28 protein-coding genes are annotated in these 23,885 nt (G+C 68.5%); 10 read left to right on the top strand and 18 right to left on the bottom strand.

The genetic code is table 11. The annotated features are described in order from the left end of the window. Positions 1–3 precede the first annotated feature (3 nt). Positions 4–807 (top strand): RNA methyltransferase, encoded by an 804-nt coding sequence (locus tag AB0F86_RS24060; RefSeq protein WP_356986003.1) that lies wholly within the window; start codon positions 4–6, stop codon positions 805–807. Continuing rightward, positions 804–1,100, top strand: coding sequence for a DUF2537 domain-containing protein (locus AB0F86_RS24065; protein ID WP_225281761.1), 297 nt, complete (start codon positions 804–806; stop codon positions 1,098–1,100). Before AB0F86_RS24060 ends, AB0F86_RS24065 begins: the two co-directional genes overlap by 4 nt. On the opposite strand, the gene AB0F86_RS24070 is transcribed toward AB0F86_RS24065, so the two are convergent. The 3 genes from AB0F86_RS24070 to serC form a co-directional block, all read right to left on the bottom strand. Continuing rightward, positions 1,074–1,790, bottom strand: a complete 717-nt coding sequence (locus AB0F86_RS24070; RefSeq protein ID WP_356986002.1) for a hypothetical protein — start codon at positions 1,788–1,790, stop codon at positions 1,074–1,076. The two genes, AB0F86_RS24065 and AB0F86_RS24070, sit on opposite strands and share 27 nt — an antisense overlap. A gap of 135 nt (positions 1,791–1,925) precedes the next feature. Further along, positions 1,926–2,978, bottom strand: a complete 1,053-nt coding sequence (sepH, locus tag AB0F86_RS24075) for a septation protein SepH (protein WP_356986001.1) — start codon at positions 2,976–2,978, stop codon at positions 1,926–1,928. Positions 2,979–3,400: 422 nt separating this feature from the next. Further along, positions 3,401–4,522 carry a phosphoserine transaminase gene (gene serC / locus AB0F86_RS24080; RefSeq protein ID WP_067492426.1) on the bottom strand — a complete coding sequence of 374 codons (1,122 nt, stop codon included), beginning with the start codon at positions 4,520–4,522 and terminating at the stop codon, positions 3,401–3,403. Between the two features lie 292 nt (positions 4,523–4,814). On the opposite strand from serC, the gene AB0F86_RS24085 reads away from it, so the two are divergent. Together AB0F86_RS24085 and AB0F86_RS24090 are read left to right on the top strand one after the other, a co-directional pair. Continuing rightward, entirely contained in the window at positions 4,815–5,450 is a 636-nt protein-coding gene (locus AB0F86_RS24085; protein WP_225281764.1) for a hypothetical protein, read from the top strand. Between the two features lie 177 nt (positions 5,451–5,627). Then, positions 5,628–5,840, top strand: a complete 213-nt coding sequence (locus AB0F86_RS24090) for a hypothetical protein (RefSeq protein WP_225281765.1) — start codon at positions 5,628–5,630, stop codon at positions 5,838–5,840. A gap of 429 nt (positions 5,841–6,269) precedes the next feature. On the opposite strand, the gene AB0F86_RS24095 is transcribed toward AB0F86_RS24090, so the two are convergent. Next, a complete protein-coding gene (locus AB0F86_RS24095) occupies positions 6,270–7,391 on the bottom strand; it encodes a citrate synthase 2 (protein WP_225281766.1) in 1,122 nt (373 codons plus the stop codon). Positions 7,392–7,467: 76 nt separating this feature from the next. Between AB0F86_RS24095 and pdxH the strand changes: the two genes are divergently transcribed. From pdxH to AB0F86_RS24115, 4 genes are all read left to right on the top strand, one after another. Next, a complete protein-coding gene (gene pdxH / locus AB0F86_RS24100; RefSeq protein ID WP_225281767.1) occupies positions 7,468–8,229 on the top strand; it encodes a pyridoxamine 5'-phosphate oxidase in 762 nt (253 codons plus the stop codon). A gap of 64 nt (positions 8,230–8,293) precedes the next feature. Beyond that, on the top strand, positions 8,294–9,577 hold the full coding sequence (locus tag AB0F86_RS24105) for an MFS transporter (protein WP_225281768.1): 1,284 nt from the start codon (positions 8,294–8,296) through the stop codon (positions 9,575–9,577). Positions 9,578–9,871: 294 nt separating this feature from the next. After that, complete coding sequence (locus AB0F86_RS24110) at positions 9,872–11,185, top strand: citrate synthase (protein ID WP_225281769.1); 1,314 nt, start codon at positions 9,872–9,874, stop codon at positions 11,183–11,185. Between the two features lie 40 nt (positions 11,186–11,225). Next, the gene (locus tag AB0F86_RS24115; RefSeq protein ID WP_067492438.1) at positions 11,226–11,585 is read left to right on the top strand and encodes an FKBP-type peptidyl-prolyl cis-trans isomerase; all 360 of its coding nucleotides are present in this window, start codon (positions 11,226–11,228) and stop codon (positions 11,583–11,585) included. A 54-nt stretch (positions 11,586–11,639) separates the two neighbouring features. On the opposite strand, the gene AB0F86_RS24120 is transcribed toward AB0F86_RS24115, so the two are convergent. After that, the gene (locus AB0F86_RS24120; protein ID WP_225281770.1) at positions 11,640–12,200 is read right to left on the bottom strand and encodes a hypothetical protein; all 561 of its coding nucleotides are present in this window, start codon (positions 12,198–12,200) and stop codon (positions 11,640–11,642) included. Positions 12,201–12,404: 204 nt separating this feature from the next. Between AB0F86_RS24120 and AB0F86_RS24125 the strand changes: the two genes are divergently transcribed. Continuing rightward, a complete protein-coding gene (locus tag AB0F86_RS24125) occupies positions 12,405–13,028 on the top strand; it encodes a hypothetical protein (protein ID WP_225281771.1) in 624 nt (207 codons plus the stop codon). Between the two features lie 67 nt (positions 13,029–13,095). Here the strand turns inward: AB0F86_RS24125 and AB0F86_RS24130 are convergent, their stop codons facing one another. After that, complete coding sequence (locus tag AB0F86_RS24130; protein WP_225281772.1) at positions 13,096–14,256, bottom strand: hypothetical protein; 1,161 nt, start codon at positions 14,254–14,256, stop codon at positions 13,096–13,098. A 239-nt stretch (positions 14,257–14,495) separates the two neighbouring features. Between AB0F86_RS24130 and AB0F86_RS24135 the strand changes: the two genes are divergently transcribed. Continuing rightward, positions 14,496–15,149 (top strand): hypothetical protein, encoded by a 654-nt coding sequence (locus AB0F86_RS24135; protein ID WP_225281773.1) that lies wholly within the window; start codon positions 14,496–14,498, stop codon positions 15,147–15,149. Between the two features lie 84 nt (positions 15,150–15,233). Here the strand turns inward: AB0F86_RS24135 and AB0F86_RS24140 are convergent, their stop codons facing one another. The 12 genes from AB0F86_RS24140 to AB0F86_RS24195 all read right to left on the bottom strand — a co-directional run bounded on the left by AB0F86_RS24140 (position 15,234) and on the right by AB0F86_RS24195 (position 23,641). After that, positions 15,234–15,809 (bottom strand): alkaline shock response membrane anchor protein AmaP, encoded by a 576-nt coding sequence (locus AB0F86_RS24140; protein WP_356986000.1) that lies wholly within the window; start codon positions 15,807–15,809, stop codon positions 15,234–15,236. Then, entirely contained in the window at positions 15,806–16,342 is a 537-nt protein-coding gene (locus tag AB0F86_RS24145) for a DUF6286 domain-containing protein (protein ID WP_356985999.1), read from the bottom strand. The genes AB0F86_RS24140 and AB0F86_RS24145 overlap by 4 nt, the downstream gene beginning before the upstream one ends. Continuing rightward, positions 16,339–16,692 carry an Asp23/Gls24 family envelope stress response protein gene (locus tag AB0F86_RS24150; RefSeq protein WP_356985998.1) on the bottom strand — a complete coding sequence of 118 codons (354 nt, stop codon included), beginning with the start codon at positions 16,690–16,692 and terminating at the stop codon, positions 16,339–16,341. The genes AB0F86_RS24145 and AB0F86_RS24150 overlap by 4 nt, the downstream gene beginning before the upstream one ends. Then, positions 16,689–16,877 (bottom strand): hypothetical protein, encoded by a 189-nt coding sequence (locus AB0F86_RS24155; protein WP_067492453.1) that lies wholly within the window; start codon positions 16,875–16,877, stop codon positions 16,689–16,691. The genes AB0F86_RS24150 and AB0F86_RS24155 overlap by 4 nt, the downstream gene beginning before the upstream one ends. A gap of 1 nt (position 16,878) precedes the next feature. Continuing rightward, positions 16,879–17,349 carry an Asp23/Gls24 family envelope stress response protein gene (locus AB0F86_RS24160; protein ID WP_356985997.1) on the bottom strand — a complete coding sequence of 157 codons (471 nt, stop codon included), beginning with the start codon at positions 17,347–17,349 and terminating at the stop codon, positions 16,879–16,881. Between the two features lie 73 nt (positions 17,350–17,422). After that, positions 17,423–17,758, bottom strand: coding sequence for a hypothetical protein (locus tag AB0F86_RS24165; protein WP_225281777.1), 336 nt, complete (start codon positions 17,756–17,758; stop codon positions 17,423–17,425). After that, the gene (locus AB0F86_RS24170) at positions 17,755–18,123 is read right to left on the bottom strand and encodes an Asp23/Gls24 family envelope stress response protein (protein WP_356986029.1); all 369 of its coding nucleotides are present in this window, start codon (positions 18,121–18,123) and stop codon (positions 17,755–17,757) included. Before AB0F86_RS24170 ends, AB0F86_RS24165 begins: the two co-directional genes overlap by 4 nt. Before the next feature lie 5 nt (positions 18,124–18,128). Further along, positions 18,129–18,701 (bottom strand): Asp23/Gls24 family envelope stress response protein, encoded by a 573-nt coding sequence (locus tag AB0F86_RS24175; RefSeq protein WP_356985996.1) that lies wholly within the window; start codon positions 18,699–18,701, stop codon positions 18,129–18,131. Then, positions 18,692–19,255 (bottom strand): sigma-70 family RNA polymerase sigma factor, encoded by a 564-nt coding sequence (locus AB0F86_RS24180; protein WP_356985995.1) that lies wholly within the window; start codon positions 19,253–19,255, stop codon positions 18,692–18,694. The genes AB0F86_RS24175 and AB0F86_RS24180 overlap by 10 nt, the downstream gene beginning before the upstream one ends. Before the next feature lie 119 nt (positions 19,256–19,374). After that, on the bottom strand, positions 19,375–20,697 hold the full coding sequence (locus AB0F86_RS24185) for a HAMP domain-containing sensor histidine kinase (RefSeq protein ID WP_308017162.1): 1,323 nt from the start codon (positions 20,695–20,697) through the stop codon (positions 19,375–19,377). Between the two features lie 41 nt (positions 20,698–20,738). Further along, positions 20,739–21,449, bottom strand: coding sequence for a response regulator transcription factor (locus AB0F86_RS24190; RefSeq protein WP_356985994.1), 711 nt, complete (start codon positions 21,447–21,449; stop codon positions 20,739–20,741). 161 nt (positions 21,450–21,610) lie between these two features. Then, a complete protein-coding gene (locus tag AB0F86_RS24195; protein WP_356985993.1) occupies positions 21,611–23,641 on the bottom strand; it encodes an AMP-binding protein in 2,031 nt (676 codons plus the stop codon). Positions 23,642–23,885 lie beyond the last annotated feature (244 nt).

A 23,885-nucleotide genomic window follows, 5' to 3' on the forward strand; every position in this document is an offset into this window, starting at 1 on the left:
CCGGTGGCCGAAGTAATTCCCATCGACGATCCCGCCGACCCGCGTGTCGACGACTTTCGCGACCTGTCCTCCGCCGACCGCAGGCCCGACCTGCCCGGCCGCAAGGGACTGGTGATCGCGGAGGGGGTCGTGGTGGTGCAGCGCATGCTCGACTCGCGTTTCACCCCGAGTGCGCTGCTCGGTGTCGCCAAGCGCTACGAGGCCCTCGCCGACGACCTCGCGGGGCTCGATGTGCCCTACTACCAGGCGACAGCCGAGGTGATGGCCCAGGTGGTCGGCTTCCACCTCAATCGTGGTGTGCTCGCGGTCGCGCCGCGCCCGGCCGAGCTGACGGTCGACGAGGTGCTCGACGGTGCGCGCACGGTGGCCGTGCTGGAGGGTGTCAACGACCACGAGAATCTGGGGTCGATGTTCCGCAACGCGGCGGGGCTGGGCGCCGACGCGGTGCTGTTCGGTGACCGCTGCTCCGACCCGCTCTACCGGCGTTCGGTCCGCGTCTCGATGGGGCACGTGCTTCGGGTTCCGTTCGCCCAGATCCCGCAGTGGCCGGATGGGCTGGAGGTGTTGCGGGAGCGCGGTTTTCAGATCATCGCGCTCACCCCGAATCCAGCGGCGGTGAATCTGGCGACCGCGATGACGGGCGAGCGGGTCGCCCTGCTGCTCGGCGCCGAGGGCCCCGGCCTGACCGAGGAGGCTATGCACGCCACCGATATCCGTGCACGTATCCCCATGTCGCCCGGGACCGATTCGCTCAATGTCGCCACGGCTGCCGCGATGGCCTTCTACGAACGAGTCCGCACGTCATGAGTCCGGACGGGCCCTATCGGGCGGGGCCGGGTTCGGTGCCTTGGGCGTTGGGCGGCACGGTGATCGCGCTGGTCGCGGCGCTCGGCGCGGTAGCGGTGTACGCCTTCGGTGTCGCGCTGGCCGATGTGCATCCGCTGCTCGCGATCGCGGTGAACGTGATCGCGGTCGTCGGGGTCGCGCCTACGGTGTGGCGGTGGCGGTGCACGCCCGTCGTGCGCTGGGTGCTCGCGGGGGCGGTGGTCGGCGTGGCGCTCGGCTGGATCGCGCTACTGGTCTATCTGGTCGTCGGCTAGCCGACCGGGCCTGCGCAGCCAGCGGGACAGTCGGCGCCGGGGAGGCGCGGTCGACACGGGTTCAGGCGCTCGGCCTTTCGGATACAGCGTGAATCCGCAGACGGGCAGGTCGCCCAGCCGGGGTGCCTCGAGATAGCGGAAGCCGAGCCAATGGGCATTGGCCGCGTCGGCGAAATCGGGTGGATCGAAGGGCAGTGATTGCGGGCCCGGTCGGTCGTCCCGATCCCACGGCACCGGATGGTCTCCCGCCCAGAACTCGCGCTCCCACACCATGGGCAGCCCCTCGTTCTCCAGGATGTCGACCCGGGTCGAGCTGAACGAGCGACGGAATTCCCCCCGTTCCCAGTGGGCGAACGCACCCCAGTGCACGGTGGTGTCGAACGAGATCAGATAGGTGTGTTCGGAAGCGAGCGGGCGCACGAGCAGATCGGGCAATCTGGTCGGCTCGATCAGCGCGGCCTCGGCGGTGCACACGACCGTCACTCCGGGATAACAGCCGATGTAGACCTCGTCGCGATCCGGACCGGCGCAGCCGTCGAGTGTCCCGACCACGATCGGGCGCACATCGTTGTCGGCATACAGCGCACCAGCCAGTGCCTGCGCGGCAACGGGATCGGACGTGGGCCGCTCGCGCAAGACGGCGGCGGGATCAGCGGTATCGACATACCAGAGGGTGGAAGCCGACTTCACGTGTCACCTCCGACTGCTATCGGAACCCGTGGTGCGGCGGCTGCCGCCGCGCCGGGCGTGCACTCGACCCCGCTGTCGGCTGTCGACCAGCACGGCCCCGAGTTCTCGGGAGAACTCGGGGCCGCCGGTACACAGTCAGTTGCCGGAGCTGCGAACGCCCAGGAGTACGTCTTCCCAGGACGGCATCGGTGCCTTACCGCGCTTGTTGCGTGCGGGCTTCGGCTTTTCCGGCTCGGCGGCTGGCTTGTCCTGCTGCGCGGCGGGCGGCGCCGGTGTGGCGGGCTCGCTCGGTGCGGCAGGGGCCGTCGCCGCCGGAACCGGCGCGGCGGGCTTGGGGGCTGCCGGCATCGGTGCGGTCGGCATCGGTGCGGCGGGCATCGGCGTGGCGGGCATGGCCGTCGGCGCCGGCTTGGCCGGAATCGCCGCCGTCCCACCGCCTGCCGCGACCTGGCGCTGCTCGTAGTACTCGTCCAGCGCGGGCTGCGGACGGCTCTGCGGGCGCGGCGTCGGCGTCATCGGCTCACGCGGACGCGGCTCCACCGGAACCGGCGCCTCGACCACGGGGGCCGACGGTGCGGGCATGGTGGCCAGACCACGCAGGGCGCGGCCGAAATCTGGGTCGATCAGGTCGTTGGCCGGGTCGTCGAGCGGGGAGACCGAACCGCCGTGCGCGTCGGGCTGGTAGCGCCAGTGCGCGGCGATCTCGGAGTGTCCGTGCCGCCACTGCAATTGCGCGACCCAGAAGCCCTTTTCGTCTTTCCAGGCATCCCATTCGGCGTGTTCGATGGTGTGCCCGCGCTCGGCGAAGGCCGCGGTGACGATCTCGTGCAGCGTTTCCAGCGCCGGGCCGTCGGGGCGCACCGGATGGGCTTTCTGCGCCAGCTCGGCGGCGCGAGCACGCTCGAGCAACACCGGATAGGCGAAACGCTCGACTTTGCTCGCCGGCATGCCGGACTCCGCCGTGACCTGCTCGACGGACGCGCCGGCGCGAATACGGGCCTGGATATCTCTAGGACGCATAGACGCTTCCATTTCGATCTCGATCTGGCCGAATCGTGCGAGGTCGCCGCGCGCCGCCGCGCGGAGCTTGTCGTCGGCGGGCAGCCGGAACTTGGTGCCGGACTCGAGGTCGCTGCACACGATGTGCGTGGAGTCGGGCGTCACCCCGATCACTCGAAGTTCACGCACCGTTACCTCCCTATCGCGTCGGCTCCGTCTGTTAGGACACCGCCCACTTTCCTAGACAGTAGTGCACATTACTTGGCCGCGGCAGCAGACACGCACGCCCAAATCGCGCACGCGGGCACCCCGGGCGGCTAATCTGATCGGCTCCCCGCGCGAATCCTGGTCGTGTACAGGCGTTTTGGTGATAGATCAACGGCTCGGTGCCGGATGGAATGTCGCGAAGAATGCGAACTTTGCGAAGCGTGTCAACGGTGGCGAACGGCTTGTGTCAACGCCGGCGAATACTGAATGGGTTTGCGCCGACCGGGAGTTGCGGGTGCGATTTTTGCGACGAAGGAACAAAAATCGTGCCCGCAACTCCCGGTCTTACAGGGCGCAAACCCCGCGGCACCGCAGGCGCCGCCAACAACACAGCGCCGCAAAAATTACAGCTGACCGACTACCCAGTCGATGGAACGGGTCAGCTGGGAAACATCTTCCGGGTCGATCGCCGGGAACATGCCCACACGCAGCTGGTTGCGGCCCAGCTTGCGGTACGGCTCGGTGTCGACGATGCCGTTGGCCCGCAGGATCTTCGCGACCTGGGCGGCGTCGACCGAATCGTCGAAGTCGATGGTGCCGACGACCTGCGAGCGGTGCGCCGGATCGGTGACGTACGGGGTGGCGAAGGAGCTCTGCTCGGCCCAGGTGTAGAGGCGCGAGGACGAGTCGAGGGTGCGCTTCACGGTCCAGTCCAGGCCGCCGTTGGTGTTCATCCACTCGATCTGGTCGGCGAACAGCAGCAGGGTGGCGATGGCCGGGGTGTTGTAGGTCTGGTCCTTGGTGCTGTTGTCGATGGCGACGGGCAGCGAGAGGAACTCCGGCGTCCAGCGACCCGAGGCCTTGATCTCCTCCACGCGGGCCAGTGCGGCCGGGCTCATGATCGCGACCCACAGGCCACCGTCGGCGGCGAAGCACTTCTGCGGTGCGAAGTAGTACACGTCGGAGTCGGCGATGTTCACCGGCAGACCGCCCGCGCCGGAGGTGGCGTCGATGGCGATCAGCGCGTTCTCCGAACCGGCCGGGCGCGATACCGGGATGGACACACCGGTCGAGGTCTCGTTGTGGGCCCAGCCGATGAGGTCGACGCTCGGGTCCGACACGGGCTCGGGCGCGCTGCCCGGCTCCGACGACACGACGATCGGGTCACCGATGAATGGGTTGCCCTTGGCGACGGAGGCGAACTTCGAGGAGAACTCGCCGTTGGTCAGGTGCAGCGAACGCTCACGGATCAGGCCGAAGGCGGCCGCGTCCCAGAACGCGGTGGTGCCACCGTTACCGAGCACCACCTCGTAGCCCTCGGGCAGCGAGAACAGCTCGCGCAGGCCGTTGCGCACCCGCGCCACCACGTCCTTGACCGGCTTCTGGCGATGCGAGGTGCCGAAGACCGAGGCGCCGACAGTCACCAGCGACTGCAGCTGCTCCGGGCGGACCTTGGACGGGCCACAGCCGAACCGTCCGTCGGCGGGCTTGAGGTCGGCGGGAATTGTCGGGAACGCACTGGTCATGCGGGGGAGTTTAGTGGTGGGCGGATGACGGTGGTCGCGGTGGGTGCGGGTCTGTGAGCCGCCCCACGTCGGATCGGCGATCCAGCACCTGCGGCGGTTGCGGCCCGCGCTGCGCCGCCGATCGACCGGGTGCGATCCGCGCCGTGCCTTGCCCGCTGTGTGCGCGGACCGTGGGTCTCGGTGACACCCCGAGCCAGGGTGGTGGCTCTTGTCGTTGCTGCCGGACGCCCGGCCGGTGCCTTGTGCGGGGAATTTGCCCTGGCGCCAACGTAGTTGGCAGTACTCTTCCGCTATGAGTCTGCTGACGGTCGATTCCGGACGGCACCTGCTCGATCGGTGGGCGTGGGTTTTCGGGCGGCGCCCGGGGTTGCTGTCGGAGGGGGCACGACGGGAACTGCTGCTCAGAGGGTTGCCCGCCACCGCGACGGTGCTGTCGGTGTGGTCGCGCCGCGGTGAAGTCGGCAATAGGTTCAGCGTGCGGGTGCACCTTCCCGGCGAACTCGCCTACGACGTGCGGGTCCGGCAACGGATTCGTAGCCAGGATCTGGAATGGATGCGCCCCGGCGACACCATCGGCTGCCGCGTCGACCCCGGCGACCCCGACCGCGTCGTCCTGTACCTCCCCGAACAAACCAAATCCACCCCCGGCTCCACCGCCAAGATCCTCGCCAACGGCCGCCGCGCCGAAGCCACAGTCCTCGCCGTAGCCCCCATAGCCACCGACTACACCGCCCGCGAAGACCCGGTCCTACGCCTCGACCTGGAACTCCGAGCCTGGGACGAACCAACCCCCTGGCGAGTCCGCCTGATCCAACCCGTCCCCTTGACCGCCGTCGGCCAAATAGAACTGGGCACCCGCCTGGAAGCCGCCTTCTTCACCGTCGACCGAGGAAAATCCGTAGCCCTCGACTTCACCTCCTTGGGCTGACCCGACAACCTCTGCGTTTGTATTCGCGCACATGGCAATTGAGCCCTCGGTAAGAAGAACTACTGTGGTGACGTGATAGTGCGACGCGCAGCGAAGACCGGCCTCCGGGAGCTGTCAGCGATGCCGGCATTCTGGGAGGCCGCGACTCTAGGAGTACCTATCTCTGCGGGTGCCGCGATGTTCATTTTCGGAGTTACCGCAAAGCTTGCCGATGCCGCATATCCAGCGGTAGACGTCCCGGCCAGCAGCCTGTTCGGCTTGCTGACGCTGACAGCGGCGTCGGTGATCTGCCTACTCGCGTGGAAAAGAAGTCCACGTTCGCTGGGCGCAGCGCTCGGCCTGTCGGTGATCCTGCTGTTTTCCGCCCTCTTCTGGGCGCTATCCCTGTGAAGAACGAATTTACGTATCGACGCGAAGAATGGTTCGGTCCAGAGAGTTGTCTGGCAGTCGTGGCGGGGACGGTGTGCCTCTCCCTGCCTTATCTGGTGGCCGACTTACGGGATGCGATATGGCTGATTTGCGCACCCCTGATCCTGGGAATCACTCTCACGGCGATCGGATCGCTCCCTACACCGTGGCGCCCACATGCCCGCCGTACAGGCGTGGGTTTCCTGGCCGCCTTCGCGTGCCTCGCCCTCGGCATCCCGTGCTTCCTGGCAGGACTCGCGACAGCATCGCTACTCTCCTGACCTGGACTGAAGACTGTGCACTGCAGGTAATCCTGCAGGTTTCGGGGTAGAAGTGGCCGACCGGACTCCCGGTCCAGCGAACAAAAAACCGGGCACCGATGAGTCGGTGCCCGGTTTGGGAAGTAGGGGATCAGCCCGCGATGGCCGACCAGCCGGCGACTTCTTCCGGCTTGCGCGGGCCCGGGCCGGTGTAGATGGCGGCGGGGCGGACGAGCTTGCCCAGTTGCTTCTGTTCGAGGATGTGGGCGCACCAGCCTGCGGTGCGGCCGCAGGTGAACATGGCGGGCATCATGTGGGCGGGGACCTCGGCGAAGTCGAGGATGACCGCTGCCCAGAATTCGACGTTGGTTTCGATGGCGCGGTCGGGGCGGCGTTCGCGCAGTTCGGCGAGGGCTGCCTGTTCGAGGGCGGCGGCTACTTCGTAGCGGGGGGCGGCCAGGCGCTTGGCGGTGGCGCGCAGCACGCGGGCGCGGGGGTCCTCGGCGCGGTAGACGCGGTGGCCGAAGCCCATCAGCTTCTCTTTGCGGTCGAGGATGCCCTTCACCAGAGCCCGTGCGTCACCGGTCTTTTCGACTTCCTCGATCATCGGGAGCACGCGGGCGGGCGCACCGCCGTGCAGCGGACCCGACATGGCGCCGATCGCACCCGACAGCGACGCCGCCACGTCGGCACCGGTGGAGGCGATCACGCGGGCGGTGAAGGTGGAGGCGTTCATGCCGTGCTCGGCGGCCGACACCCAGTAGGCGTCGATGGCCTCGGTGTGGCGCGGGTCCGGGTCACCCTTCCAGCGGGTCATGAACCGCTCGGTGACGGTGGAGCACTCGTCGATCTTGCGCTGCGGAACGGCGGGCTGGTAGATGCCGCGCGCGGACTGCGCCACATACGACAGCGCCATCACCGAGGCACGCGCGAGGTTCTCGCGGGCGGTCTCGTCGTCGATGTCGAGCAGCGGCTCGTAACCCCAGATCGGGGCGAGCATGGCCAGGCCTGCCTGCACGTCGACGCGCACGTCGCCGGTGTGCACGGGCAGCGGGAACGGTTCGGCGGGCGGGAGGCCGCGACCGAACTGACCGTCGACGAGCAGCGCCCACACATCACCGAAAGTCACCTGGTTGGCGACCAAATCCTGGATGTCGACGCCGCGATACCGTAGGGCGCCACCGTCCTTGTCGGGCTCGGCGATGTCGGTGGTGAAGGCCACCACGCCTTCCAATCCGCTGACGAAATCCTGTGGTACCGAGCTCGCGGTCATGGTGACTCTCCTTGCAGGGGCAGGCCGATCTTTCGCAACGATAGACCCGCTGGTACTGCGGAGTAACGTCGCCCCTATGCGTGAACTCGACCCGTCCTCGGCGGCCGCGACCGAGCCCGCCGCGCAGCCTTCCGTAACCCTGTCCGACGCCGCGATTTCCGGCGCTGTCGACCTGAGCACGATGCGCGTCGACTACGGCGATCCGCAGGCCGTGCGCACCACCGAACCCGATCTCGACGAGTCGTGGGTGGCCGGTGGCTGGGAGCCGCTGCTGCGCCGCTGGATCGAACAGGCGGGCACCCTCGGGGTGGCCGAACCGAACGCGATGGTGCTGGCCACCGTCTCGCTCGCCGGTCCGGCGCCGCGACCGGTGGCGCGCACGGTGCTGTGCAAGGGCCTCTCGCCCGAGGGCGTCGTCTTCTATACGAACTACGACTCGGCCAAGGGCAATCAGCTCGCCGCCGACCCGTACGCGGCGGCCACCTTCGTCTGGCCGTCGCTGGCCAGGCAGGTGCACGTGCGCGGCGTGACCGAACGTGTCGCACCCGAGGTCACCGAGGCGTACTGGCAGACCCGGCCGCGCGAATCCCGGCTCGGTGCCTGGGCCTCGCAGCAGTCGCGACCCGCGGCCACCCGCGCCGACCTCGATCGCGCCCTGGCCGAGACCACCGCACGGTTCGCCGACGTCGACGACATCCCCGTCCCGCCGCACTGGGGTGGTTATCTGCTGCGCCCCGACGAGGTGGAGTTCTGGCAGGGCAGGCACGGACGGCTGCACAACCGGATCGTCGTCCGCATCGACGGCGAACGGACGACGGTTCTGCGCCTGCAACCCTGACGGTGGGATATCTCACCGAGCGCAAACATGGGACGTTTCATCGTGACTGGTTAATCTCCGGCGCGTGAAACTGCTCGCCGACACCCGGCCCCTGCGTAATCGCGACTATCGCAGGCTGTGGACGACCAACATCGTCACCGTCATCGGCGCGCAACTGTCGGTAGTCGCGGTGCCGCAGCAGATCTTTCAGATCACCGGCAGCTCCGGCTACGTGGGTCTGGCCGGCCTGTTCGGCCTGATTCCGCTGGTGGTGTTCGGGCTGTGGGGCGGCGCGCTGGCCGACGTGATGGACCGGCGCACCCTGCTCGTCATCACCACCGCAGGCACCGGGGCGACGGCGGTCGCGTTCTGGGTGCAGGCCGCGCTCGGCCTGAACAATGTGTGGCTCGTGCTCGGCTTGTTCGCCACCCAGCAGGCGTTCTTCGCGGTCAACCAGCCGACCCGCGGCGCGCTGATCGCCCGGCTGCTGCCGCCCGAGCAGATCGCCGCCGCCAGTTCGCTGAGCATGACCGTGCAGAACGTGGGCATGATCGCCGGACCGGTCCTCGCCGGTGTGCTGATCCCCGTGCTCGGTCTGTCGACGCTGTACCTGCTCGACGCGATCGCGCTGCTCGCCACCCTGTGGGCGGTGTGCCGCCTGCCCGCCTTCCCGCCGAGCGGTGAGCAGCGCCGGGCCGGCCTGCGAGCCGTGATCGACGGCTTCCGCTACCTCACCGGCCAGCGGATCCTGCTCGCGTCCTTCGTCGTCGACATCATCGCCATGGTGTTCGGCATGCCGCGCGCACTGTTCCCGCAGATCGCGCACGAGACGTTCCACGATCCGGCCGAGGGCGGGGTGGCGCTCGGTCTGTTGTTCGCGGCGATCTCGGCGGGCGCGGTGCTGGGCGGGGTGTTCTCCGGGTGGGTGCCCCGGGTGCGCAGGCAAGGGCTGGCGGTGATCGTGTGCATCGCGATCTGGGGCGTGGCGATGGTCGGTTTCGGCCTCGCGGTCGGGCTTGCCGGGCACCTGTTCGGGCTGGGGGTGTGGTTGTGGATCGCGCTGGCGTTCCTGGCGCTCGGCGGTGCGGTCGACATGGTGTCGGCGGCGTTCCGGACGGCGATGTTGCTCAACGTGTCGACCGACGAGATGCGCGGTCGGTTGCAGGGGGTGTTCATCGTGGTTGTCGCCGGTGGACCGCGGGTCGGTGATGTTGCCCACGGTTTTGCCGCCGCGAGCCTGGGTACTGCTGTTGCCGCCGCGGGTGGTGGCGTACTCGTGGTGATCGGGGTGCTTCTCGCCGCGTTGGCCTTCCCCGCTTTCGTTCGCTACCGCGTGGCTCGCGCGCACGCCGAGGTTGTCGCCGAATAAGTTGGGAGACAAGGAAATACATGGTCGAGGCGGGTGGTGGGCAAGTTCGGGCCGTGACCACCGGTTCCGGCCCCGCCGCGTGCCGTGTGAACCCGGATCCGCGCAGGTGGAGCACCTCACCACGGATTCGCCCCGGTGTGAGCACAGCCCAGGCCAACCCTGATTGCTCATCCACGGCCGACAAGAGTTAGCGTTACACCAAGCGCGCCGTCTGCCGACCGCAAACGGCGCACGGTTCGGCGCCGGGTTTCAGGGCTCGGCGAGAATCTCAACTAGCCTGAGAGGGATCCTTCCGTGCCCGCTGAGAACATCACCAACGTCGCCGATGACGCCAAGGCGGTACTGCAGTACCCCGGTGGCGAGTTCCCGATCTCGGTCACCAAGGCCGCGGAGGGTAACGACGGGCTCGACTTGGGCAAGCTGCTGGCCAGCACCGGTTACGTCACCTACGACCCCGGTTTCATGAACACCGCGTCGACCAAGTCGGCCATCACCTACATCGACGGCGAAGCGGGCATCCTGCGCTACCGCGGCTACCCGATCGACCAGCTCGCGGGCCGCTCGACCTTCATCGAGGTCAGCTACCTGCTCATCTACGGCGAGCTGCCGACCCAGGCCCAGCTCGACGATTTCACCGACCGCATCCGCCGCCACACCCTGCTGCACGAGGACCTGAAGCGGTTCTTCGACGGCTTCCCGCGTAACGCGCACCCCATGCCGGTGCTGTCGTCCGCGGTGAACGCGCTGTCGGCGTACTACCAGGACTCCCTCGACCCGCGCGATCCCGAGCAGGTCGAGCTGTCGACCATCCGCCTGCTGGCGAAGCTGCCGACCATCGCGGCCTACTCGTACAAGAAGTCGGTCGGTCAGCCGTTCCTCTACCCCGACAACTCGCTGTCGCTGGTCGAGAACTTCCTGCGGATGACCTTCGGCTTCCCGGCCGAGCCCTACGAGGTCGACCCCGAGGTCGCCGCCGCGCTCGACATGCTGCTGATCCTGCACGCCGACCACGAGCAGAACTGCTCCACCTCGACCGTGCGCCTCGTCGGTTCCTCCGACGCCAACCTGTTCACCTCGGTGTCCGGTGGCATCAACGCACTCTGGGGCCCGCTGCACGGCGGCGCCAACCAGGCCGTGCTCGAGATGCTCGACGAGATCAAGGCCAACGGCGGCGACGTCAAGGAATTCATCCGCAAGGTCAAGAACAAGGAAGACGGCGTGAAGCTCATGGGCTTCGGGCACCGCGTCTACCGCAACTACGACCCGCGCGCGACGCTGGTCAAGCAGGCCGCCGACAAGATCCTGTCGAAGATCGGCGGCGACGACCAGCTGCTCGACATCGCCAAGCAGCTCGAAGAGGCCGCCCTCACCGACGACTACTTCGTCTCGCGTCGCCTGTACCCGAACGTCGACTTCTACACCGGCGTCATCTACCGCGCGATGGGCTTCCCGACCCGCATGTTCACCGTGCTGTTCGCGATGGGCCGGCTGCCCGGCTGGATCGCGCACTGGCGTGAAATGCACTCCGAGCCGCTCAAGATCGGCCGCCCGCGCCAGATCTACACCGGCTACGGTGAGCGTGACTACCGCGCTATCGACAACCGCTAGTCATCTGGACAACGCACACTATCGAAGGGGATAGCCCGCAATGACCAAGCCGGAAATCGAATTCCAGGAGGGCCCGCCGCCCTCTCAGCTCGTCATCAAGGACATCATCGAAGGCGAAGGCGCCGAAGCTGTGCCCGGCGGCACCGTGGAGGTCCACTACGTCGGCGTCGAGTTCGAGACCGGCGAGCAGTTCGATTCCTCCTGGGACCGTGGTGAATCCATCACCTTCCCGCTGCGCGGCCTGATCCAGGGCTGGCAGGACGGTATCCCGGGGATGAAGGTCGGCGGCCGTCGCCAGCTGACCATCCCGCCGGAGCTGGCCTACGGTCCGGTCGGTGCGGGTCACCACCTGTCGGGCAAGACCCTGGTCTTCGTGATCGACCTGCTCGACGCCAACTGAGCTGAGCTAGCGGCGGCCCGTGTTTCCCTCAGGGAGACACGGGCCGTCGACGTTTCACATGGGATCGGCTTGGGCGCACAACCACCGGACGCCGACTTTGCGCATGGTCAGGGCGAAGGTGGTCTTCTGCGGCATACCCACCGGGTCGGTGAAGGACGTGCGGTGGGTGGTGAGGAAGACGACGATGACGTACTCGTCTCCGGCGCCGGACCTCACCAGGCACTCCGGTTCGCCGACGACCGCCGAGGTCGATCCGAGCGGTTCCATCATCTGGCGCAACGAGTCCGTGCTCGTGGCGAAGTCGTCATGCATTGTGCCGGTGGTTCCGGCCTTCATACTGTCGAAATAGGGCCCGAGATCGCTGTAATGGTAGGTGGCCATCGCGCGCGCGAAGTCGCAGGCCGCCAGGCGCGCGGCTTCCTGCGGGGCGACCACGGGTTCGCCGGGCAGGGCGGTGGGCGTCACGGGGTCGCGTTGCAGGGCGACCGCACCCGCCGTGCCGCCGATGACCAGTGCCAGGCCGAGCAACACTCCGAGGACGATCCAGCCGGCGCGGTGCGACCGGGTCGCCGGTTGTGGCGCGACATTGTGTGTACCAGAGCCGGTTTCGATCATCGTGCCCCCCTTCCCGCGCGTCAGCTTACGGGCTGCGACGACCCGTGGCACGGTCCGGTCGGGCATCGGGGTAATGTGCGGCGAGTGTGACCGGAGCCATAGCTCCCCGTGTGTCTCGTTTCCAATGCGTTGTCCATGACAGTGACTTGTTCGATTCGCCCGGGGCCCGGCTGCCCGGGTGATTCGGGAGGGAGATTCTCGATCATGTTCCACCACAAGGTTGTCCGTCACGCGCTGGCCGCCGTGCTGCCCGTCGCCGTCGCGGTGAGCGTGGTCGGTGCCGGGACGGCTTCGGCCGAATCCGATCAGGTGCGCTTCGCGCAGGGGCTGGCCAGCACCGGCGAAGGGTTCAGCACGACTGTCGCCCCGGACCTGCGCACCGTGTCGGCCTCGCTCTCCGACGGTCGTTTCGTGCTCGGCCCGCAGGGTGTCGTCGTCGAATCGGCCGCGGGCGAGCAGACCGGGCAGATCCCCACCTCGTTCACCACGGCGGGCGGAAACCTCATCTCCCTCGCCACCGAGATCGCCGCCGACGGCCACAGCCTCACGGTGACCCCGCAGCCCACCCCCGCCGCGACGGCCGAACTGCGCACCATCGCCACCAACCCCGCCGCCCAGTTCCCCGACCCGGTCCAGAACGCCGCAGCCATCGGTGCGGGCATCGGCCTCATCGCCGCTGCCGTCGTCTGCATCCCGATGATCACCACGATGATCCTCTACCTGCCCTGCGTCGGCCTCGTCGGCCTCCCCAACGCCCTGGTAGGCGCCCTGATCGGCGCCATCGTCGGCGTAGCCGCCCCGGACGTCATCCCCCAGATCCTGCCCTGACCCCGAAACCCCTGCGGCCCGGTCTACTTCGACCGGGCCGCAGGCATTTCCAGCGCAGATACCGGGGCTACTCGTGGACGACCTCGACCGGGTCGGTGAGGGCGAGGGCGAGGGCGGATTGTTGGGACTGGCCGCGTGGGGGGAGGGCTTCGAGGGCCTTGTTGGTTTGGGTGTTGAGGTTGCCGACGATGTTCTGGAGGGCGCCTACGCCGCCGGTGAGTTGTTCGATGGCCGAGACCAGTTGGGCGCCGCCCTGTTCGGCGAGGGTGGGGAGGTCTTTGGCGAGGGCGGCGCCCTGGGTGAGCTGGTCGCGGGCGCTGTTGAGGCGGGCTACGACGGTGCGCAGGAGGGTGCCGAGGTCGGTGTCGGGATCTACTGCGGCGCCGGTCAATTCGCTCAGGCCGGCCAGCTGGGTGCCCGCCTGATTCGAGACCGCCTGGAGCGCTTCGAGTTTGGTGATGATGCCGGCCAACTGGGGGTCGGCGGCGAAGGGGAGTGCCTTCAACGGCGGCAGGATCTGGTCGAGACCGGAGCCGAGGGCGGCCGCGCTGTTCTGCACGCCCGCGACGGTCACGCCGGTTGAGCTGAGGGCATCGGCGAGCTGGGTGGCCTGCAGTGCCGCGCCGTCGACGGTCTGGTTCAGCAGCTCGATCGCCGAAGTGAGCTGTCCCGCACCCTGTTTGGCGAAGTCGAGGAAGCCGAGCAACTGCTCCGCGCCGCCGCTGAATTGGTCGGCCCCATCGGCGGCCGCGTTCACGCCCGCGCTCAGGAGCTGGGCGGTGAACTGCACCGAGGTCATCTGATTGCGTGCCTGCGACACCGCCGCAAGTGCCGCATCCACGCCGGACGCGCCGATCCGGTGAGTCACCACGTCGACCGCGCCGTTCACCGTGCCATGGTCGGCGCCCTCGTGTGTGGTGACGGTGACCTTGGCGCGCTGCGGTGTCGGCGTGGCGAGGGTGGCCATGGCCGAGGTGAGATCGGCGGGCAGCGTGATCACCGCGGCGTAGTCGCCGGGGTCGACCTCACCGGGCTTCGCGAGCGTCCACTCGTAGCCGCCCGCGTCCTTCACCGCCTTGGCGACCCGTTCCCCGGTCGGTCCGGTGTCGGCGTTGACAAGCGCGATCCCGGTCGGCGCGGAATCCGTTGTGGCGCAAGCGGCGACGGTGGCACCGGTGAGCAGGACGGCGGTGAACAGGCAGAGCAGGCGGGCGCGTGTGTGGATCACAGCCGCGACGGTATCGGGACAGTTCGGTGCGGGTCGTGGGGGTTGTCTGAGAGTTCGTTGAGGAACACCTGTTCCCACTCATCGGGACTGTTAACCCCCGAATGCTATGTGCTGTGTCACAGTTCCGGTTTCGCAGCTGTTCTGTTCGGTACAAATCTCGAGTCAATCGACATCGAGAATTTTTTCGATTCGTCCGGGGGTTCGGGGGTCACCGGAGGCATCGGGAGGGAGACATTTTCATGTTCCGTCACACCATCACCCGTGCGGGTCGCCGCGCGTTCGTCGCCGCGCTGCCGCTGGCCGTCGCCACCTCGCTGGTCACCGCGGGCACCGCTGCCGCCGACGTGACAGAGCGTCAGGCGCAGATCGCCACCGGCCTGTCCAGCGTCGTCTCCGAGGGCGGTGTCGACTTCCGCAGCTCTGTCTCGCCCGACCTGCGCACCATCTCCGCGACCGTCGAGAACGGCCGCTTCGTGCTCACCCCCGACGCGCTGACCGTGGTGTCCGCCGAGGGCGTCACCGTCGGTGAGGTGCCGCTGAAGCTGAACACCGTCGACGGCAACGCCATCGCGGTCGCCTCCGTGATCTCGGCCGACGGCAAGAGCGTGTCGATGGCCCCCGCGCTGTCGGCCGACACCAGCACCGAGCTGAAGAACATCGCCACCGACCCGGCCGCCGCCAACCACGACCCGGTCCAGAACGGTGCCGCCGCGGGCGCGACGATCGGTGCGATCGCCGCCGCCATCCTGTGCGTCCCGGCCCTGGCCGCGTTCATCATCGGCTACGTCTTCTGCGCCATCCCCGGCGTGATCTCCACCGCCATCACCGGCGCGGTCATCGGCGCCGTCATCGGCCTGGTCATCCCGGAAGCCGTCCCCCAGGTCCTGCCCTGATGATCCGCACCCGCGGACGATAGCTCTCGGCTCGACACACGAAAGCCCCGCACTCGCCGTCCTGGCGGGTCGCGGGGCTTTCGGCTACACGGCGCGCTTGGTTCTTCCGCGATCGGCGATCCGGAACTCGACGCTCACCGGAATCGCGCTGAGCTCCAAGGCTGTTCGCAACCGGGGAACGGCGTGACCGAGTATCCGTTTGCGCAATGCGGTCAGATCGGCGTCGGGGGCGGTATCGACAAGCAGATGCAGATCGGGTGCCAGCTTTGTACCCGAGAGCCGGGCGGTAGCCGAGCGAACCCCGTCGTAGGTCTCGATGTCGGCGGCAACCGGTTCGGCCGCGGCACCGGAACCGAGACGGGTGTACCCCTGGTCGGTGGAGTCCCCGAGCTGCCACACGGTCTGCTTGGGCAGCCGCGTGAATTGGGCGGCCAGCCACCGCAACGCGGCGAGCGCGAGGACGACGGCTCCCGCCACAGCGAGGAAGAAGACCCAGCGCGGTGGTTCCGCCGTCCCGGGTACCAGCGGCGAATCGCGCGAAATCCGGGCGAAGGCACCGAGGTGTGCCGCGATCAGCAGCCCACCCGCCGTGGCGAGCGTGAGACCGAGCAGTCCGAGCAGTCCGCGATTGAGCCGGGCGGGCCGGTTGACGACGGTCATCGCGTACCTCCTGGTCCGATCGTGCGCAGACTTGTGCGCAGGCGGGGGACAACGGCTGGTCTGATGCGGTCCAACCGGGCGGCTACCGCCGTGCCGAGATTCTCGGCCGTCCGCTCGGCGGTGTGGTTGGTGTGCCCCGATATGTGGATCTTCTTGCGACGCAACCGGACCCGCGCCTTGTCGACACCGTCGACGGCTCCGGCGGCATCAGTGAGCGCGTGCCGCAGGCTGCGCCGCGCGATCCCGGCCTCCAGATCGTCGCCGGGTTCCAGCGCGAGTACCACCGGCTTGCCCGGCAGCACCGCGGCCGCGAGCAGCGCCGACCCCACCGCGGCGAGGACCGCACCCGCACCGAGCACCCACACGCTGTCCCACGACGTGTCGTGCAGCCGAGTGGCGAGGCTGTCGTAGGAAACCCATTCCCGTGACCCGGTGAGCCGCTGGATCAGCGACACCGCGACGAGCACGGCGACGCCGAGCAACGCCAGCGCGACGACGACGGCCGGGACGACCCGGCGGGGGCGACGCGTCATCGAACTCTCCTTTCCGGCGGTTCGGGCACCATGGCCGACACCTCGATGTCGACTCGTGGCACGGTCAGACCGGTCAGCGCCTCGGTCCTGGCGATGAGGTGCGCGCGGCACGCGTCGGTGACGCGCGCGACCGGCGACGGATAGCGGACCGGGAGCCGGACGTGCAGGGTGGCGCCGGTCCCGACGACCTCGGCGCGCACCCGCACATCCGGTTCGACCCCGGCCACCTCGGTCGCGGCCCGAGCGGCGATGCGCCGGACGACGCGCTCGTCGATCGTCGTCGCCCCTGGCAGCTCGGTGGCCGAGGGACCGGCGGTGACGTCGGCCGGCTCGGTGGCGGCGCTGGTCACCTTCTGCTCCGATCCTGCGCCGACCGCAGCAGCCCGGACAGATCGACCTCACCGTCGAGCCAGCGCCCGATCAGCAGGCCGAGGCCACCGAAGATCAGCACCACGGCGAACGCGCCGAGCCCACCGAAAGCGGCGGCGAACCCGAGGGACAGGCCCATGACGAGGCAGATCGTGGTGGCGTTCATGTCACTGCACCCGGTCGCGGGTCGGCTGCTGCTGGTCGTCGGACTCGTCTTCGATGTAGACGTCGTTGACGTTGATGTTGACCTCGACGACCTCGAGTCCGGTCATCTGCTCGATGGCCGTGATCACATTGCGGCGCACCGCGCGCGCCAATTCGGCGATGGCGACGCCGTATTCGACGACGAGTTCCAGGTCGACCGCGGCCTGCTTCTCGCCGACCTCGACCGAAACGCCCTGACCGATGCTCGAGGAAGCGCCCGGAATGCGGTCGCGCAGTGCGCCGATCGCGCGGGCGGTGCCACCACCGAGGGCGTACACGCCGCGGACCTCACGCGCCGCGAGTCCGGCGATCTTCTGGACAACGGTATCGGCGATGGTCGTCGTGCCCTGGTCGGTCGCCAGCGCGCCCGTACCCTTGCCCGATGCGCCGGTCTTCTCGACGGCCTTGCTGTTCTCGGTGCTCGTGCTGGTCATAGCTTCCTCCGATGGTGTTGTGCTCCAACATTTCTCGAACTAACACTGGTAGGACACCGTGGCCGGGCTTTCGTCACGGGCGGGGAACGTGATCTGGATCGCTCCCGCCGGCAACGGTTTCGGCGTGCAGGTCGACCACATGGATCCGCAACCCCGCGCCTGCCCACGGGGTTTCGTCGAGCAGCGGGCGAACCGCGGCCTCGAGCTTGTCGATCAGCGGACGCAGTGGCAAACTCGCGGCAACCACGCGCAACTGCACCGTCGTCTCATCGAGATCCACCGCCGAGCTGCCCGCGTTCCACGGCAACCAGCGACTGTTCTCCAATCCCATCGGGACAGCGGGATGTACTCCGTCGACGGCATCGATGGCCGCGACGATCCGGTCGATCAATTCGGTCTCACCGCTCACGATCGCCCCGGTTCGATATCGAGTACCCACACCGTCACCCCGTCGACCTCGGCGCCGGTGTCTTCGGTGACGGCTCGCGCGACCGCCTGCTGCACCGCCCGGCCGACCTCGCCGACATGCGCCGACGCCGTCAGCGCCAGATCGACCTGGAGGCTGAGCAGCCCACCGGTACGCCGCACCCGGACACCGGCCGAGGCGGCGGGTTCCTGCCCGATCCAGAGCTGACGGCCGGTGCGAGCGAGCTGACCGACCAGGCCGAGCACCCCGGGCTCGAGCCGGGCGACCCCGGACACCGAGGCCGCCGCCCGCGCGGCGACCGCGGCGATCACGGCGTCGCCGACGATCACTTCGGTTTCGGGCAGCATGCCGGTCACCGGTCCTCCTCGTAGATGTCGACAACGGTGAGGTCGAGCCTGCCCAGGTGCACGCCGACCCGCGCGGTGGCCGCGGCGCGCACCCGCTCGCGCACCAGCGAGACGACGTCCTCGATGCGCGGCACGCCGTGGCGCACGGCGATGGTCATGTCGACGGCGATCACCTGCTCGCCGTCCGCGCCGGGTTCGCTGCTCTGCACCCGGCAACCGCGGGCACGCACGCCGTCGACGGTGTCGGCCGCGAACCGCAGCACAACAGCCACCGCCTGCTCGCTGACCTGGATGGCGCCGGGATGAGGGGTATCGAGCGTGAGGGTGCGTCCACGGCGCACATCGGCGCGCACGGCCGACATGATGCGCCCGAACAGGTCGGGTGGGGGTGGGTCGGGTTCCTCGATCAGTTCGCGGGTGGCCGTGCGCAAGGTCAGCAGGCTCTCCCTGGCCGCGGCGCACTGCGGGCACGTCGCTTCGTGGCTGTCGATGTCGTTGTCGTCGAGTCGTTCCCACACCTGTTCGAGACCGCGTCCGCACGGGAGCAGGTAGTCGTTGTCGTTGTGGGTCACCGCCATGGCTTCATCACCTCTGCCAGTTGGGCTCGGGCACGCGCGATCCGTCCGCGCACCGCAGTGCTGTTGGTGCCGACGATTTCGGCGATCTCGTCATAGGAACGGCCGTGCACTTCGCGCAGCAGCCAGCAGGCCCGCTGTTCGGGCGTGAGCAGTTGCAGCGCGTCGGTCAGCGCGGCCATCTGGCTGCTCACCTCGGTGGCGTGCTCGGGTCGGGTGTCGGTGCGGGTCGACGCCGTGGTGTCCGGGTCGACCTCGGTGGACGGGCGGCGCGCGCGGATGACATTGAGACACCGGTTGGTCGTCATCCGGTAGAGCCAGCCCGCGAACGCGGCGTCGTCCTGCAGGCGCGCGATCGTTCGCCAGGCCTTGAGGAACACCTCCTGGGTGACGTCCTCGGCCTCGGCGCGGTCGGCCAGCATCTTGGCAGCCAGCCGGAACATCGGTCCTTGATAGCGCAGCACCAGCTGCTCGTATGCGCGGACATCGCCGTCACGCGCCCGACCTGCCAGGGTCGCGTCGTCCAGCTCTGTCTCGGCCGCGGGTGACGTCGTCACACGCCCACCTCCTCCGCTGCTCCTGTGATGGACACCGACGCGCAGGACATCGTCACGGCGAATTATGAGTGATCGTCGTCTCTGTCCCGGTTCCCCGCGGTCGCGGGGGTGTCGCGATCTCAGACAGCGGGGCGGATCGGCAGGTCGAGCACCAGCCGTGCGCCGCCGAGGGTGCTGTTCTCGAAGTAGGCCCGGCCGCCGTGCAGCTGGGCCTGCTGGGCGACCAGAGCGAGGCCGAGGCCGGAGCCGATCTTCGTCGCGTTGGAACCACGGGCGAACCGCTCGAACACCCGGTCGCGTTCCCCGGCGGGAACGCCGATGCCGTTGTCGTCGACCGCGATGACCACGCGGTCGGCGCCGACGCGGTGCGCCGAGACGACGGCCTCGGTCGCGCCGCCGTGTTTCACCGAGTTGGTCAGCGCGTTGTCGACGGCCAGGCGCAGGCCCGCAGGCAGACCGCGGGTGATCAGTTCGGCGTCGGTATCGATGCGCACCGAAAGGCCGGGGTTGTGCCGCATGGCGTCGTGCGCGGCCTGGTCGCACAGATCGGCCACATCGGTGGCCACATGGTCGGCTTCGGCGGTGAGATCGCCACGGGCCAGCCGTTCCAGTGCGGAAAGTGTCGTCTCGACGCGGGTTTCGGTGCGGGCCAGATCGTCGAGGATCTCGCGGCGCTGGGCGTCGGTGAGATCGAGCGTGCGTAGTACCTCGAGGTCGGTGCGCATCGCGGTGAGCGGCGTACGCAGTTCGTGGGCGGACACCGCGGCGAAATCGCGGGCGGTCTCCAGCGCGGCGGCGGTCTCGGCCTGGGCCTGATCGACGCGGGCGAGCATGGTGTTCACCGCCTCGGCGAGTTTCTCCGCCTCGTCCACGCCGGAACCGTCGACCGGTTGGGCAGGGTGGTCGGGATCGGGGAAGGCGCTGCGCGCCGAGACCTGCCGGGTGAGTCGCACGATCGGGTCGACAGCCCGACCAGCGAGGAGCCAGCCGAGGGCGGCCGCCGCGGCGACCGCGATCGCGGCGCCCGCGAGTACCCAGCGCTGCTGGTCGGCCGTCGCCTTCGCCGCCTCGGTGGTCGGAATGGCCAGCGACACAGTGCGACCCGCGGGCTGGTTCTCGGTGGTGGTGAGGACCCGGTAGGGCTGGTCGTTCACCTCGACGGTCTGCGAGCCGGGCGCGAGATCCGGCAGCTGGGTGGAGCTGGACGCGGTCACCTGGCCGTTGTCGCGCACGGTGAGCGCCATCGTGTTCTGCAGCCCGGTCAGATTCACGAAACCGGTGGCGAGCACCGGCTCGATCAGCACGATGCGCGAGGCGATTTCGAGTTGCTGATCTGTCTGGGTCACATTGTTGCGTTCGATCGCTTGAAAACCCACGAACGCGGCAATGCTCACGATGATCACCGCACCCGCCGCCGCGGCCGCCGCGACCCGTGTTCGCAACGAAAACGATTGCCTGCGACGGACTTTCGGCGACCGCACGGTCATTTAGGTTCCCGCAACACGAATCCGACGCCGCGAATGGTGTGCAAAATCCTTGGCGTGTCATCTATTTCGAGTTTGCGGCGAAGGTATCCGACGAACACATCGACCACATTCGTATCGGCTATGAAATCGTAACCCCACACCAATTCCAGCAGCCGCTCGCGCGTGAGCACCACACCCGCATTGCGCGCCAGGGTGGACAGCAATTCGAATTCCCTTTTGGTGAGCTCGATTTCACGCCCGTGCAGCAGTGCGCGATAACCCGCGACATCCACCTGCAGCGGGCCGACGGTGATCGCGCCGGGGGCCACCTGGTCGGGAGTGTCGGTCCGCCTGCGCAGCAGGGCGCGGATGCGGGCGACCAGTTCGGCCAGCTCGAACGGTTTCACCAGGTAGTCGTCGGCACCCGACTCCAGCCCGGCGATCCGGTCGTCCACCGAGGCACGGGCGCTGAGCACGCAGATCGGCACGTCGTTGCCCATGGCCCGCAGCGCCGTCACCACCCCGGCACCGTCGAGGACCGGCATGTTCATATCGAGCACAACCGCGTCGGGCGCGTGCTCGGACACCGCCCGCAACGCGGCGCCACCGTCGCGGGCGACGAGCACCTGGAACCCGGAGAGCCGTAGACCGCGCTCCACCGAGGCGAGCACGTCTTCGTCGTCGTCGACGACCAGCACGGTAGCGGCAGCGGCAGCACGTTCAGTCACGCCGCAATCCTAGGGGGACTCGAGCGTCGAAAACTGCCGCCGATGTCCTGTTCTCGGCGCGCCTCCGCCTCTGGACTGAGCGGAGGGTGCGACGAAGGAGTGCCCGGAGGGAGGGAAGAGGCGGAGTCAAGCGCCGAGAACCGCGGCGCCAGCCGCCAATGTCACCGCGCTACCTGGTCGCCGTCGTGGTCGGGGGTGGTCGGCCTGCCGAGCGGGGGGTTGGCGAGGATGCGGTCGGCCAGGGCGGTGAGGACGGCCGGGTCCTCGATGGTGGCCGGGGGTTCCACGTGCTCACCGGCGGTGAGCTGGCGGATGGTCTTGCGCAGGATCTTGCCCGAGCGGGTCTTGGGCAGGCCGGTGACGACGATCGCGTCGTGCAGGGTGGCGATGGCGCCGATCTGCTCGCGCACCCGTTCCACGAGCTCGTCGCGCAGCTGGTCGGGCTCGATCTCGACGCCCTGCTTGAGCACCACATACGCCAGCGGCAGGCTGCCCTTGAGTTCATCCGGCACGCCGATCACGGCGCACTCGGCGACGGCCTCGTGCCCGGAGATGGCGGCCTCGATACTGCCCGCCGAGAGCCGGTGTCCGGCGATATTGATGACGTCGTCGGAGCGGCCGAGGACGTAGAGGTAGCCGTCTTCGTCGAAGTAGCCGGAGTCGCCGGTGAGGTAATGGCCGGGGAATGCCGAGAGATAGGAGCGCACGAACCGCTCCCGGTCGCGCCACAGACCGCTCAGGCAGCCGGGGGGCAACGGCAGGCCGATGACGATATTGCCCTCGGTGCCGTTGGGTACCGGGTTGCCGCTGGCATCGAGCACCCGCAGGCGGTACCCGGGCACCGGCACCCCGGCCGAACCGGGCTTCACGGGCAGTTCCTGCAGGCCGAGCGGGTCGGCGCAGATGGGCCAGCCGGTCTCGGTCTGCCACCAGTGGTCGACCACCGGGGTGTCGGGATGACCGGCCAGCAGGGTGTCGCTCGCCCACTCGAAGGTGGCCGGGTCGAGCCGCTCGCCCGCGCAGAACAGGGCACGCAGCCGGGACAGGTCGTGGCGACGGGCGGCGGAGGCCTCCGGGTCGGCGCGGCGGATCGCACGCAGCGCCGTGGGGGCGGTGAACAGTACTCGCACGTCGTGTTCGTCGACGATGCGCCAGAACGCGCCCGCGTCGGGGGTGCCGACCGGTTTGCCCTCGTAGAGCACCGTGGTGGCGCCTACGAACAACGGCGCGTAGACGATGTAGGAGTGGCCGACCACCCAGCCCACATCGGAGGATGCGAAGAACACCTGACCCGGGCCCACGTCGTAGATATTGCGCATCGACCAGGCGAGGGCGACCGCGTGGCCGCCGTTGTCGCGCACCACGCCCTTGGGCTTTCCAGTGGTTCCCGAGGTGTAGAGGATGTAGAGCGGGTCGCAGGCGCCCACGGTCACCGGCTCGGCCGGTTCGGCGTCGGCGACGGTGGCGTCCCAGTCCAGCCAGCGCGCGGCGACGGTCTGATCCGAGGCGGGCAGCACGTCGGTGGCGGGCTGGTCCTGGGCGAACTCGATGGTCGGGAACTGCGAACGCTGTTTGACGAGCACCGTGCGTACCGAGGTGCTCTCGGCCAGGTCGAGGGCCTGCAGCACGATCGGCGGGTACTCGATGCGGCGGCCCGGCTCGAGCCCGCCCGACGCGGTGACGACGAGCACCGGCTCCGCGTCGTCGATGCGGGCCGCCAGCTCGGGCGCGGCGAACCCGCCGAAGACCACCGAGTGGACCGCGCCGATGCGGGCGCACGCCAGCATGGCGATCACGGCCTCGGGGATCATCGGCAGATAGATCACCACCCGGTTACCGGCGACCACGCCGAGATCACGCATCGCCCCGGCGAAGCGTTCCACCTCGCTGAGCAATTCCGCATAGGTATAAGTCGTTGTGGTGTCGGTCATGCCCGACACATAGATCAACGCGGCCTGATCCGAACGTCCACCTTCGGCGAGAGTTCCGCCGCGCACATGACGATCGAGGGCGTTCACACAGGTATTGAGCTTGCCGTCGGGATACCAACGGGCCGAACGTTTGTCGGCGGCATCGAGAGTGTGCTCGGGGGCCAGATCCCACTCGATCTCGCGAGCGGCGGCTGACCAGAAGTCGGCTGGATCGACCAGGCTGGTCTGATAGACCGGCCGGTACTCGTGTTCGGTGTCCAAGCCTGTGACTCCTAGCCTCGCTTCGTGCCCGCTCGATAGATCCTGATGATTGTGGCAGACTTCACGCGACACCCGAGGGGGTGCCGCGACCTTTGGTTTTGCCTGTAACGGGCTGGTCATCGCGCGGACCTCTACCGGGAGTCGGCCAAGAAGTTATTGATCCGTTAGAATCTGTTGTCACTTATTCGGGCAGTCGTAGACGCAATTTCTCGGCCAGCCGCAGTTCTCGGCCAGCACCGTCTGG

This window comes from Nocardia sp. NPDC023733 (genome assembly GCF_040639775.1).
Classification (GTDB): domain Bacteria; phylum Actinomycetota; class Actinomycetes; order Mycobacteriales; family Mycobacteriaceae; genus Nocardia; species Nocardia rosealba.